The sequence below is a fragment of the Streptomyces akebiae genome (assembly GCF_019599145.1).
In the GTDB taxonomy this organism is placed as follows: domain Bacteria; phylum Actinomycetota; class Actinomycetes; order Streptomycetales; family Streptomycetaceae; genus Streptomyces; species Streptomyces akebiae.
Genome location: NZ_CP080647.1, coordinates 1,682,358 through 1,694,501 on the forward strand (window position 1 = coordinate 1,682,358; position 12,144 = coordinate 1,694,501).

Below are 12,144 nucleotides of genomic sequence, written 5' to 3' on the forward strand. Positions count from 1 at the left end.
CACGGGCTTACGGCGATGAAGACCGCCGCGCCGCCCGGAACTCATCGCACCCACCCACCTCCATCATCGTGACGTGGCTCACACGGACATGCCACCGGTCCGCCAGGGGGTGGGGGAAGCGTGACTGACCCCTGGCGGACCGGCTCATGCGAGCGGACTCAGAGCGCGGGGTACGCGTTCTGCATCAGCTGCTGGAACTGGGCGGAGAACCAGTGCCCGGCGATCGGCGCGTTCGCCAGGGCACCGGACATGTTGTTGCCGTTGCGCGCGTTGCCCGTGTACGTCGGGTCGCACATGCGGTCGAAACCCTTGCCCTCGTCGTTCGGGATGGCGGAGCTGGACCCGTCGGACTCACCCGGCGGCTTCATCCACACGTAGGCGTCGATACCCGGCTCGGGGGAGGCCTTCGGCCGCTCGCCGAGGCCGGCACCGGACTGGTTGCACCAGTTGCCGATGTGGATACGGCGGTCGTAGCGGCCGCCGTTGACGAAGGTGTCCACGTTGGTCGTGGCGCCGGGACCGCTGGGCCGTGCGCTGCCGCCCCAACCGTTCCTGGAGGTGTCGATCAGCATGCCGATGTTCGAGTTGAACCCGACCGAGACCAGCTGGTTGCGGAAGGCCTGGGCGAAGGACAACTCGTCGACGTAGCGGTTCCAGTCGACCCACTTCGACTCCCGGACGGAGGTGCCACCCACGGTCGAGTTGATGGTGAAGTTGTTCTCCTTCAGGGCGCTGTAGTTCGCCGTGTTGGTGATGAAGCCGTGGACGTCGTTGACCGTGGCGCCCTCGGCCGTGGCCGCCTCCTTGAAGGTGTTCGCGGAGGCGCCGAAGTTGTCGTCCCACCCGATCCAGCCGTGGTGGCCGGCGTCGACGTAGTTGTAGACGTTCGGCACGTCGCCGAGCTTGTTGAGCGCGTAGCCGACGCCCTTGACGTAGTTGCCGTTGGCCTTCATGACATCGCACTGGGGGGTGGCCGTCGGGCGGCTGCCGGTGTTGGTGACCAGGTTCGGCAGCGAGTCGATCTCGACCGTGGTGACGATCCGCAGGCCGGCGTACTTCGAGTCGGCGAGGATGGCCGCGATCGGGTCGATGTACTGCGTCTTGTACTTGTCGATCTCCGTCGGGCCGAGCTCGCCGTTGGAGGCGAGGGCGGCGCAGTCACGGCCGGGCAGGTTGTAGATCACCAGCTGGATGGTCAGTTCGCCCGAGCCCTTCTGGCGCAGCGCCTCGTCGAGGTGGTCGCGCAGGCCCATACCGCTGCCCACGCCCTCGATGGCGGCGATCCGGTCCAGCCAGACACCGGTGGGCTGGTTGGAGATCCGGCTGCCGCCCGGCTCGGCGGCGGCCTTCGCGGACCACTCCGGGTTCACATACACCTTGGCGCCGGTGTACGGGTTGTCGACCTTCGCGCCCGGCGTGCCCGGGTCGGTGCCGCCTCCGCCGCCGTCGTCGACGTTGCAGGTCACGCCGTCGAGCGTGAAGGTCGTCGGGAGGGCGTTGGTGCCGCTGTAGGAGCCCTGGAAGCCGAAGCTGACCGAACCGCCGGTGGCCAGCGTGCCGTTGTAGGACTCGTTGGCGGCGGTCACCGAGGTGCCGCTCTGGGTGATCCGGGCGTTCCAGCCGCTGGTGACCTGCTGGTTGCCCGCGTACGACCACTTCACGGCCCACGAGGACTTGGCGGCGCTGTTGTTGGTGACCGTGACGGCGGCGGTGAAGCCGGTGGACCACTGGTTCTGCACCTTGTAGTCGACCGTGCAGGGGATCGCCTGGGCGCCGACGTCGTCGGGCACCGCGGCCACGGCGGTCCCGGCGGCGCCGGCGACCAGCGCCATCGCCGCGAGGAGTGCTGTTCTGGTACGGCTCATGAGTGCGGGTTCCTCTTCCGTAGTGGGGTGTACGAGGAGGAGTCGTCGCGCTGTCGCCGAGGCGAGTAAAAGAACTGAACGCTGGGGGTGTGCGCGGAGCGTCCCTCGCAGCCCGGACACGCCCGGGACGAGCGCGTCGACTGATGGAACCGCTCCCACTGGTGCTGGTGAAGGTAGCGCCAAGTGACGGTAAAAGACAGAGGTGTTGCGTTATTGCGCTCGATGAATCTTTTCTGCGTGATCGAATCTTTTCGACTCTTCAAACACCTTGACCCCTAGGGCCCTCCTCCTCAATATGGGAGCGCTCCCACTGGTTCAAGGCTTGTTGTTGCTGCTCCGCCCCCACCTTCGCAAGAGCCGCACGGAAGGAACCAGAGCATGCACCCCAGACGGAGACGCCGTGCCTCGCGGCGCCTGTGGACGGCCGCGGTCGCGGCCCTCACCCTCCCCTTGACGATGCTCGGTACGGGTTCAACTCCCGCCAATGCGGCGGCAGTTGCCTGCAACGTCGACTACAAGACCAACGACTGGGGCTCCGGTTTCACCGCGGAGCTCACCCTCTCCAACCGTGGCACCGAGGCGATCAGCGGCTGGACCCTGACCTACGACTACGCGGGCAACCAGACGCTCACCAGCGGCTGGAGCGGCACCTGGTCGCAGTCCGGGAAGACCGTGACCGCGCGGAACGCGTCCTGGAACGGCACGATCGCCGTCGGGGCCGCGGTGACCACCGGCGCCCAGTTCACGTACAGCGGCACGAACGCGGCGCCGACCAACTTCGCGATCAACGGCACCACGTGCGTGGGCGCGCACCAGCCGCCGATCACGGTGCTGACCAGCCCGGCGCCGGGCGCGGTGTACTCGCAGGGCACGGCGGTCCCGATGGCGGCCACCGCCGCCGCCGCGGACAACGCGACGATCACGAAGGTCGAGTTCTACGACGACACCACGCTGCTGGGCACCGACACGACCTCGCCGTACACGTACTCCGCCACGGGGTTGGGCGTGGGCAGTCACTCGCTGGTGGCCAAGGCGTACGACAGCCTGGGCGCGTCGGCGAACTCCACGCCGGTCGGCATCACGGTCGCCTCGGGTCCCGCCGTGGTGGTCTCGCCGACCCAACTGGGCGTCCGCCAGGGCCAGTCGGGCACGTACGACGTGAAACTTTCGACCCAGCCGTCCGGCAACGTGACGGTGTCGACCGCGCGGGCGTCCGGCAACACCGGACTGTCGGTGACGGGCGGCGGGTCGCTGACCTTCACGCCGTCGAACTGGAGCACCGCCCAGAAGGTGACGGTGACCGCGAACGCCTCCGGCACCGGCTCGGCCGTCTTCGACTCGACGGCCACCGGCCACGCCAAGGCCTCGGTGACCGTGACCCAGCTGGCCGCGTCGAGCGAGTACGACGAGCGGTTCCTGGAGCTCTACGGCAAGATCACCAACCCGGCGAACGGGTACTTCTCGCCCGAGGGCATCCCGTACCACTCGGTGGAGACGCTGATCGTCGAGGCGCCGGACCACGGTCATGAGACCACCTCGGAGGCGTACAGCTACCTCCTGTGGCTCCAGGCCATGTACGGCAAGGTGACGGGCGACTGGTCCAAGTTCAACGGGGCCTGGGAGATCATGGAGAAGTACATGATCCCGACCAAGCCCGACCAGCCCACCAACTCCTTCTACAACGCCTCCAAGCCGGCGACGTACGCCCCGGAGCACGACACCCCCAACGAGTACCCGGCGCAGCTCAACACCGGTGTCTCGGTCGGTCCGGACCCCATCGCCGCCGAGCTGAAGAGCGCGTACGGCACGGACGACGTGTACGGCATGCACTGGCTGCAGGACGTCGACAACGTCTATGGCTACGGCAACTCGCCCGGCAAGTGCGAGGCGGGGCCGACGGACACCGGCCCGTCGTACATCAACACCTTCCAGCGCGGGCCGCAGGAGTCGGTGTGGGAGACCGTCCCGCAGCCCACCTGCGACCAGTTCAAGTACGGCGGCCCGAACGGGTACCTGGACCTGTTCACCGGTGACGCGCAGTACGCCAAGCAGTGGAAGTTCACCAACGCCCCGGACGCCGACGCACGGGCCGTGCAGGCCGCGTACTGGGCGGACGTCTGGGCCAAGCAGCAGGGCAAGGGCGCGGACGTCTCCGCGACCATCGGCAAGGCCGCGAAGATGGGCGACTACCTCCGCTACTCGATGTACGACAAGTACTTCAAGAAGATCGGGAACTGTGTGGGGGCCACGTCCTGCCCGGCCGGCACCGGCAAGGACGCCTCGCACTACCTGATGTCCTGGTACTACGCGTGGGGCGGCGCCACCGACACGGCGGCCGGCTGGGCCTGGCGCATCGGCTCCAGCCACACGCACGGCGGCTACCAGAACCCGCTGGCCGCCCACGCCCTCGCCAACTACGCCCCGCTGAAGCCCAAGTCGTCGACCGGGCAGGCGGACTGGGCCAAGTCCCTGGACCGGCAGATCGAGTTCTACCGCTGGCTGCAGTCGAACGAGGGCGGCATCGCGGGCGGCGCCACCAACAGCTGGGCGGGGCGGTACGCCACTCCCCCGGCCGGGACGCCGACCTTCTACGGCATGTTCTACGACTCGAAGCCGGTGTACCACGACCCGCCGTCGAACCAGTGGTTCGGCTTCCAGGCGTGGTCCATGGAGCGGGTCGCCGAGTACTACCAGCAGACGGGGAACGCCGCCGCGAAGACGGTCCTGGACAAGTGGGTCGACTGGGCGCTCTCCAAGACGACGATCAATCCGGACGGTACCTACCGGATCCCGTCGACGCTGCAGTGGTCGGGCGCGCCAGACACCTGGAACGCGTCGAGTCCCGGTGCGAACGCGGGGCTCCACGTGACCGTCGCCGACTACACCGACGACGTGGGTGTGGCCGCGGCGTATGCCAAGACGCTGACGTACTACGCGGACCGCTCCGGTGACGCGGACGCGGCCCGGGTCGCCAAGGCGCTGCTCGACGGCATGTGGGACCACCACCAGGACGGCCTGGGGATCGCGGTCCCCGAGACCCGGGCGGACTACAACCGGTTCGACGACCGGGTGTACGTGCCGAGCGGGTGGACCGGGAAGATGCCGAACGGCGACACCATCGACTCGAACTCGACCTTCGCCTCCATCCGGTCGTTCTACGAGGACGATCCGGCCTGGTCGAAGATCGAGGCGTATCTGGCCGGTGGGGCCGCGCCCTCGTTCACGTATCACCGGTTCTGGGCCCAGGCGGACATCGCCCTGGCCATGGGTTCGTACGCGGAGCTTCTGGAGTAGCACCGCGGAGGACGTATGACAGCCGCGGACCGTTCGTGGCTGGTCGCACGGTTCCCCGCGCCCCTTCGGGGGCGCGGGGATCTTTCCCCCCACAGTCAGGAGAGGACCCCCGCTGTGCGAAGAACCCGCATCCTCACCACCGTCCTGGCCCTCGCGGCCGGCCTTCTCGCCGGATCCCCACCCGCGTTGGCCGCCGACAGGGCCGAGAAGCCGACGGCCCTCGCCGCCGACACCTATACCTGGAAGAACGCCCGGATCGACGGCGGCGGCTTCGTCCCCGGCATCGTCTTCAACCGCAAGGAACGCGACCTGGCGTACGCCCGCACCGACATCGGCGGCGCCTATCGCTGGGTGGAGTCGTCGAAGACCTGGACCCCGTTGCTCGACTCCGTCGGCTGGGACGACTGGGGGCACACCGGTGTCGTGAGCCTCGCCTCCGACCCGGTCGACCCGGACAAGGTGTACGTGGCGGCCGGGACGTACACCAACAGCTGGGATCCGGGGAACGGGGCGATCCTGCGGTCGTCGGACCGGGGGGCCAGCTGGCAGAAGACCGGCCTGCCGTTCAAGCTGGGCGGGAACATGCCGGGGCGGGGCATGGGCGAACGGCTGGCCGTGGACCCCCACCGCAACAGCGTGCTGTATCTGGGCGCGCCCAGCGGCAAGGGGCTGTGGCGGTCCACGGACTCGGGGGTCACCTGGTCGCAGGTGACCAACTTCCCGAACGTCGGCAACTACGTGGCCGATCCGTCCGACACCAGCGGCTACTCCAGCGACAACCAGGGCATCGTCTGGGTCACCTTCGACGAGTCGACGGGCACCGCCGGGAACGCCACGCGGACCCTCTACGTCGGGGTCGCCGACAAGGACAACGCGGTGTACCGGTCCACGGACGCGGGGGCCACCTGGTCGCGGGTGGCCGGGCAGCCGACCGGCCATCTGGCCCACAAGGGCGTCCTCGACACCGTGAACGGCCATCTGTATCTGTCGTACAGCGACAAGGGCGGACCGTACGACGGCGGCAAGGGGCAGCTGTGGCGGTACGCGACCGCGACGGGCACCTGGACGAACGTCAGCCCGGTGGCGGAGGCCGACACCTACTACGGCTTCAGCGGGCTGACCGTCGACCGGCAGGACCCTGGCACGGTCATGGCGACGGCGTACAGCTCCTGGTGGCCGGACACGCAGATCTTCCGCTCCACGGACAGCGGCGCCACCTGGACCAGGGCCTGGGACTACACGTCGTATCCGAACCGCTCGAACCGCTACACCATGGACGTGTCGTCGTCCCCCTGGCTGACCTGGGGCGCCAACCCCTCGCCGCCCGAGCAGACACCCAAACTCGGCTGGATGACCGAGGCGCTGGAGATCGACCCGTTCGACTCCGACCGGATGATGTACGGAACCGGCGCGACGATCTACGGCACGGAGAACCTGGGGAACTGGGACGACGGCAGCCAGTTCACCATCAAGCCGATGGTGCAGGGTCTGGAGGAGACGGCCGTCCTCGACCTGGCCTCTCCCCCGTCCGGCGCGCCGCTGCTCAGCGCGCTCGGTGACATCGGCGGCTTCCGGCACACGGATCTGACGAAGGTCCCGTCGATGATGTTCACCCAGCCGAACTTCACGACGACGACCAGCCTGGACTACGCCGAGTCCAACCCGAACACGGTGGTGCGGGTGGGTAATCTGGACTCCGGTCCGCACATCGCGTTCTCCACGGACAACGGCGCCAACTGGTTCGCGGGCACCGATCCGTCGGGCGTGAGCGGCGGTGGCACGGTGGCCGCGGCCTCGGACGGCAGCCGGTTCGTGTGGAGCCCGGCCGGCACGGGCGTGCAGTACACGACCGGCTTCGGCAACGCGTGGTCGGCGTCGAGCGGCATCCCGGCCGACGCGATCGTGGAGTCCGACCGGGTGGACCCGAGGACCTTCTACGGCTTCAAGTCCGGGAAGTTCTACGTCAGTACGGACGGCGGAGCGACCTTCACCGCGTCGAACGCGACCGGCCTGCCCAGCGGGGACAGCGTCCGGTTCAAGGCGCTGCCCGGGGTGAAGGGCGACGTCTGGCTGGCCGGTGGCGCGACCGACGGGGCCTACGGGCTGTGGCACTCGACGGACGCCGGCGCGACCTGGACGAAGCTCTCCGGTGTCGAGCAGGCCGACACGATCGGCTTCGGCAAGGCGGCGACGGGAGCCTCTTACCAGACCCTCTACACCAGCGCCAAGATCGGTGGCGTACGCGGCATCTTCCGGTCGACGGACAAGGGCGCGACCTGGACCCGCATCAACGACGACGCCCACCGGTGGGGTTGGACGGGTGCGGCCATCACGGGTGACCCGAGGGTGTACGGGCGGGTCTACATCGCGACGAACGGGCGGGGGGTCGTCTACGGCGACTCCTCCGACACGGGAGGCGGCGGGGGTGGGGGCGGCGGTACGGACCCGGACCCCGAGCCGACGGGCGCGTGCGCGGTGACGTACACGATCACCAACCAGTGGTCGGGCGGTTTCCAGGCGGACGTGCGGCTCGCCAACACGGGCGCGAGCGCCTGGTCCGGCTGGGCGCTCGGCTGGACCTTCCCCGACGGCCAGAGCGTCTCCCAGCTCTGGAACGCCACCCATACGCAGACGGGGTCGGCGGTCACGGCCCGGAACATCGGCTGGAACGGCACGGTGGCGGCGGGGTCGTCGGTGAGCTTCGGCTTCACCGGAAGCTGGTCGGGGAGGAACGGCGAGCCGACCGCGTTCAAGCTCGGTGACCAGTCCTGCACGGTGACCTGACACCCCGCGCAGGACGAGGAGAGGGCGCGCGTCCGGGTCGGCGCGCGCCCTCTTCGTACCATGGACACCCGGTATGTCGAACCGAGTACACCCTCCCCTATCGACATGTTCATGGCGGGCACAGAGGGGCATCCCAGAGTGTGTACGCACGGCTCGCCCGGAGACCTTCACAGAAGGAGCCCCTGTGCCGAACCACAGCCGCGTCACTCGCCGACTGGGCATGAAGACCGCCCTCGCCGCAGCGGTTCTGCTGCCGTTGTCCCGCACCACCGGACTGTCGGGCGAACCCGCCGTCGCGGAGGAGAGGAAGGAGGAGGTCACCGCCGCCCCGCCTCTGGCGACCATGTCCTTCAACCTGCGCTACGCGAGCACGGTGCAGCCCAACAGCTGGGCCGTGCGCAGGCCGGTGACGCGGGCACTGCTGCGGCAGGAGGCACCCCATGTCATCGGTACGCAGGAAGGCCTCCACCGGCAACTGCTCGACATCGAGGCCGACCTCGGGACGGACTACCGCTGGATCGGCACCGGCCGCGCGGGAGGCAACCGCGACGAGTTCATGGCCGTCTTCTACGACACCCGCCGGCTCGCGCCCGTCGAGTACCGGCACTTCTGGCTCTCCGACACCCCGGAGGTGCCGGGGTCGAACACCTGGGGCGGCGGCTCCATCCGGATGGTCACGTGGGTCCGGTTCCGTGACCTGAAGGACGGCGACAGACAGTTCTACGTCCTCAACACGCACCTCGACAACGCCAGCCAGTACGCCCGCGACCGCGCCGCGGCCCTGATCGCCCAGCGCATCGCCGGACTCGACCGGTCGCTCCCCCTCGTCGTCACCGGCGACTTCAACGTGGCGGCCCACCGGAACACGGTCTACGACACGATGCTGGGCGCGGGGCTCGTCGACACCTGGGACACGGCGCCCGAGCGCAACGACCTCTACGCGACGTTCCACGGCTACCGCCCGCTGACCCCGGGCGGCGACCGCATCGACTGGATCCTGACCACCCCGGGTATCACGGCGCACCGGGCTGCCATCAACACGTTCGCGTCCGGCGGCCAGTTCCCCAGCGACCATCTGCCCGTCCAGGCGTCCCTGACGCTGGGCTGAGGATCTCGGCGAAAGCCCGGGGCGGGCCGGGTGCCGGGCCGCACACGGACCGGCACCCTACGGCTGTACACCGTCCGCCTGGGCGCCTTTTGGCTGTTGGCGCGATGAAGAAACTGGTGTGCGGGGGCTGGTTGTAGGCGGTGTTCTGCCAGGCCAGCCCCGTGCTGCCTGGGGCGGCCCACCCGTGGACCCGACAAGGCCGGCCCCGAATGGCCGTCGACGCGGGCGAAAGACCTACCCCTGCGCCTCCCCCACATGCCCCCGGCTCGTACCCGCCCGCAAAAGGGGCTGCCACCCGCAGTGTTGTGTCTCAGAGGCCCGCGAGGGCCGTGTCGATGATCCGATGGAGCGCCGGCCGGTCGAACGTCTTGGCCATGACCCGCAGCCCGGCGAGGGTGTTCTGGAGGAACAGCGCCTGGGCTCTGGCGTCGACGTTCCGGGCGACGTCACCGTCCCGCTGCCCCTGCGCGATGCAGGCGGCGAGGACCTCGATCACGCCCTCCTCCATGCGGTGGACCACCCGTGCGGCCTCCGGGTCGCGTCCGCCGAGTTCCCCGATCGTGTTCTGGGCCAGGCACCCGCGCCGGACCGGCCCGTCCAGGTCCGCGTCCACCAGCAGCACGAAGTAGGCGCGGATGAGCTCCTTGGCGGTACCCGGCCGCGAGAGGAACTCCTCGGCCCGCTCGGACTGCATCCGGTCGTAGAGGTCCAACGCCTTGCCGAACAGCTGACGCTTGGAACCGAAGGAGTGGTACAGGCTGCCCTTGGCCACCCCGGTCGCCTCCGCGAGGTCGACAGGGGACGTCTCGGCATAGCCCTTGGTCCAGAACGCCTCCATCGCCTGCGCGATGACCACGTCCGGTTCGAAGCTCTTCGGTCTGCCCATACCGCTACCGTCGCCAGTATTTGACCTGGGGGTCGAATGCTCGGCCACGCCGGCCGGCGCCAGGATCAGGAGGTCGCTGTCCGCCCGACTCCAGGCGAACCTCCCGTCCAGGAGCGCACCGACTCGCGGCGCCGAGTGCGCGCAGAGAGGGCGAGCGGGCGTTTCGGTTCACCGGTCTGCGCCGCGGGCCGAGCCGGTGCGGGGAAGGTCCTGTTCGGCCCAGGCGGCCATGGCGTCGAAGACGACCTGAAGTCGCGTGCCTGCCGGGGTGAGCCGGTACTCCACCCGGGGCGGGACCTCCGGGTATGCGGTGCGGGTGACCAGCCCGATGAGTACGAAGCGCCGTAGCCGTGAGGACAGGGTCTTGGGGCTGATCCCCGGTAGCGCGGCGCGCAACTCGGTGAAACGTTTCGGGCCGGTCAGCAGCTCCCGCACGATCAGCGTCGCCCAGGGCCCGTCCAGCACGGTCAGGAACCGGGCGATCGGACATTCCGGCAGAGGGTGCTCCAGATCACTCACGCTTTCCCCATTAGTTCATTTGAGGGAACTGATTCCCTTGGGGAACTGTAGCCGGGTCAGCCCACACCAGACACCTTGGAGGACCTCATGACCGCGATCGGTACGAACAACACCGCAAGCGAGATGGTGCGCTCGGCGACGAGCAACGCGTTGCGGGTCGCCGCGCGCGAACTGGAGCTCTACGACACCGGCGACGTCGCCGGGGCGGACGAGGTGTTCGCCCCGGATGTGATCGACCACAACCCCGCCACCGACGCCGCCTCGGGCATCGACGGCATGCGGGCGTCGATCGCCGCGGTCCGTGACGGATTCACCGACACACAGCACCGGATCCTCTTCCAGCAGGAGCTCCCCGGCGGCTGGGCGGTCCTCCATTGGCGGATGACCGCGACCCACACCGGAGACGCCTTCGGATTCCCTGCCAGCGGCAACCAGGTCGACATCGACGGCCAGGACATCATGCGCATCGTCGACGGCAAGATCACCGAGATCTACCACGTCGAAGAACTGCTCAAGCTCACCCAGCAGATCAGCGGCGGCGCGCAGTCGGCGTGAAGATCGAGATTTCCGGGCAATGGCCTTGGCTCAGAGAAACGACTAGCCCAAAGCCGATGACTCCGCTCCAGATGGCAGGCACGGCGGACCTCCGCGACAACCCCGAGCGAGGCCAGCCTACGACCTCACACTGAAACCGGCATATCGAGCAAATCGTCCGAATGGCGCTAGCTGATGTGGGCACTCCAACCAGGGACCCCACAGATCGGAGCACACCATGGTCATCAAGAAACTGCACGACATGGGCATCCGCAGCGAACACGCCTACCTCGCCGCCTTCACCTCCATCGGCCTCTCCGTCGCCGCCTGGGCGACAAGCCTCAAGGCCGAACCCGTCGGCGGCCTCGCCCGCGCCGACCGCTGGGGCATCTTCGTCGGCGAATGGGCACCCACCTTCTTCGGCCTCGGCGTCGCCCTCTCCCACTACGAGCAGCAGGACGGCACCCTCACCGCCAGCGTCCACGAACTGCGTGAGCGGAAGGAACGCCAAGCCGTCTGACATGGCGTCGCGCGACTCCCGGGCCGCCACCTTTGCCGGATGGCCCGGGAGTCGACACGGATAGTCACAGAACAGTCACCACTCACCCACCCGACGCACCAGGGCACTACCGTCATGCCACCCGAAACACCCCAGGGGGGACGACATGACCAGCCCGTACACCACACCGCCCATGCCGCAGCCCGTCAGACCCGCACCCAGATGGGCCCGCAAGCGGTACGTGCTCCCCGCGCTCGGCTTCGCCTTCTTCATCGGCATCGGCGCCGGCGCCGGCGACCCGCAGACAGACGACGCGAAGAACACCGCCGCCAAGCCCGGCCCCACCACCACCGTCACAGCGACAACGACCACAGAAGCCAAAGCAAAGGCCGCGCCGACCGTGACCGCCACCAAAACGGTCAAGGTGAAGGTGAAGGTGAAGGTCACCGAGACCGTGACCGCCCAGCCCGCCGCGGACGACAACTCCGGCAGCAGCAGTGGGGGCGGTACGGGCAGCGTCCACTACTCGAACTGCTCGGAGGCACGCGCGGCCGGAGCCGCCCCCGTCCACCGCGGGGACCCCGGCTACGGCAGCCACCTCGACCGTGATGGCGACGGTGTCGGCTGCGACAGCTGACATGCATGCGCCCGCCTC

At 68.8% G+C, this 12,144-nt stretch carries 9 protein-coding genes and 1 pseudogene; 6 read left to right on the forward strand and 4 right to left on the reverse strand.

The annotated features are described in order from the left end of the window. Positions 1–158: 158 nt before the first annotated feature. Positions 159–1,865, reverse strand: a complete 1,707-nt coding sequence (locus K1J60_RS07345) for a glycoside hydrolase family 6 protein (RefSeq protein WP_220645469.1) — start codon at positions 1,863–1,865, stop codon at positions 159–161. Positions 1,866–2,243: 378 nt separating this feature from the next. Here K1J60_RS07345 and K1J60_RS07350 point away from each other — a divergent pair, with 378 nt between their 5' ends. From K1J60_RS07350 to K1J60_RS07360, 3 genes are all read left to right on the forward strand, one after another. Further along, positions 2,244–5,159 carry a glycoside hydrolase family 48 protein gene (locus tag K1J60_RS07350; protein ID WP_220645470.1) on the forward strand — a complete coding sequence of 972 codons (2,916 nt, stop codon included), beginning with the start codon at positions 2,244–2,246 and terminating at the stop codon, positions 5,157–5,159. A gap of 114 nt (positions 5,160–5,273) precedes the next feature. Beyond that, a complete protein-coding gene (locus K1J60_RS07355; RefSeq protein ID WP_220645471.1) occupies positions 5,274–7,943 on the forward strand; it encodes a cellulose binding domain-containing protein in 2,670 nt (889 codons plus the stop codon). A gap of 184 nt (positions 7,944–8,127) precedes the next feature. Then, positions 8,128–9,051 (forward strand): endonuclease/exonuclease/phosphatase family protein, encoded by a 924-nt coding sequence (locus K1J60_RS07360; RefSeq protein WP_220645472.1) that lies wholly within the window; start codon positions 8,128–8,130, stop codon positions 9,049–9,051. A 59-nt stretch (positions 9,052–9,110) separates the two neighbouring features. Here K1J60_RS07360 and K1J60_RS47400 read toward each other — a convergent pair. The 3 genes and pseudogenes from K1J60_RS47400 to K1J60_RS07370 form a co-directional block, all read right to left on the reverse strand. Then, positions 9,111–9,214, reverse strand: a pseudogene (locus tag K1J60_RS47400) (rhamnogalacturonan lyase family protein); the annotation flags it as partial. Positions 9,215–9,361: 147 nt separating this feature from the next. Continuing rightward, positions 9,362–9,937 carry a TetR/AcrR family transcriptional regulator gene (locus tag K1J60_RS07365; protein WP_220645473.1) on the reverse strand — a complete coding sequence of 192 codons (576 nt, stop codon included), beginning with the start codon at positions 9,935–9,937 and terminating at the stop codon, positions 9,362–9,364. Between the two features lie 168 nt (positions 9,938–10,105). Next, positions 10,106–10,456: a winged helix-turn-helix transcriptional regulator gene (locus tag K1J60_RS07370; protein WP_317619698.1), complete on the reverse strand. Its 351-nt coding sequence runs from the start codon at positions 10,454–10,456 to the stop codon at positions 10,106–10,108. An 87-nt stretch (positions 10,457–10,543) separates the two neighbouring features. Between K1J60_RS07370 and K1J60_RS07375 the strand changes: the two genes are divergently transcribed. From K1J60_RS07375 to K1J60_RS07385, 3 genes are all read left to right on the forward strand, one after another. Then, positions 10,544–11,011, forward strand: a complete 468-nt coding sequence (locus tag K1J60_RS07375) for an ester cyclase (RefSeq protein WP_220645474.1) — start codon at positions 10,544–10,546, stop codon at positions 11,009–11,011. 217 nt (positions 11,012–11,228) lie between these two features. After that, positions 11,229–11,510, forward strand: a complete 282-nt coding sequence (locus K1J60_RS07380) for a hypothetical protein (RefSeq protein WP_220645475.1) — start codon at positions 11,229–11,231, stop codon at positions 11,508–11,510. Positions 11,511–11,655: 145 nt separating this feature from the next. Next, on the forward strand, positions 11,656–12,126 hold the full coding sequence (locus K1J60_RS07385) for an excalibur calcium-binding domain-containing protein (RefSeq protein ID WP_220645476.1): 471 nt from the start codon (positions 11,656–11,658) through the stop codon (positions 12,124–12,126). Positions 12,127–12,144: the final 18 nt, after the last annotated feature.

Coding starts and splice junctions, on each gene's coding strand:
- K1J60_RS07350 (WP_220645470.1), top strand. CDS start 2,244: ATGCACCCCAGACGGAGACGCCGTGCCTCGCGGCGCCTGTGGACGGCC.
- K1J60_RS07365 (WP_220645473.1), bottom strand. CDS start 9,937: ATGGGCAGACCGAAGAGCTTCGAACCGGACGTGGTCATCGCGCAGGCG.
- K1J60_RS07375 (WP_220645474.1), top strand. CDS start 10,544: ATGACCGCGATCGGTACGAACAACACCGCAAGCGAGATGGTGCGCTCG.
- K1J60_RS07385 (WP_220645476.1), top strand. CDS start 11,656: ATGACCAGCCCGTACACCACACCGCCCATGCCGCAGCCCGTCAGACCC.
- K1J60_RS07345 (WP_220645469.1), bottom strand. CDS start 1,865: ATGAGCCGTACCAGAACAGCACTCCTCGCGGCGATGGCGCTGGTCGCC.
- K1J60_RS07380 (WP_220645475.1), top strand. CDS start 11,229: ATGGTCATCAAGAAACTGCACGACATGGGCATCCGCAGCGAACACGCC.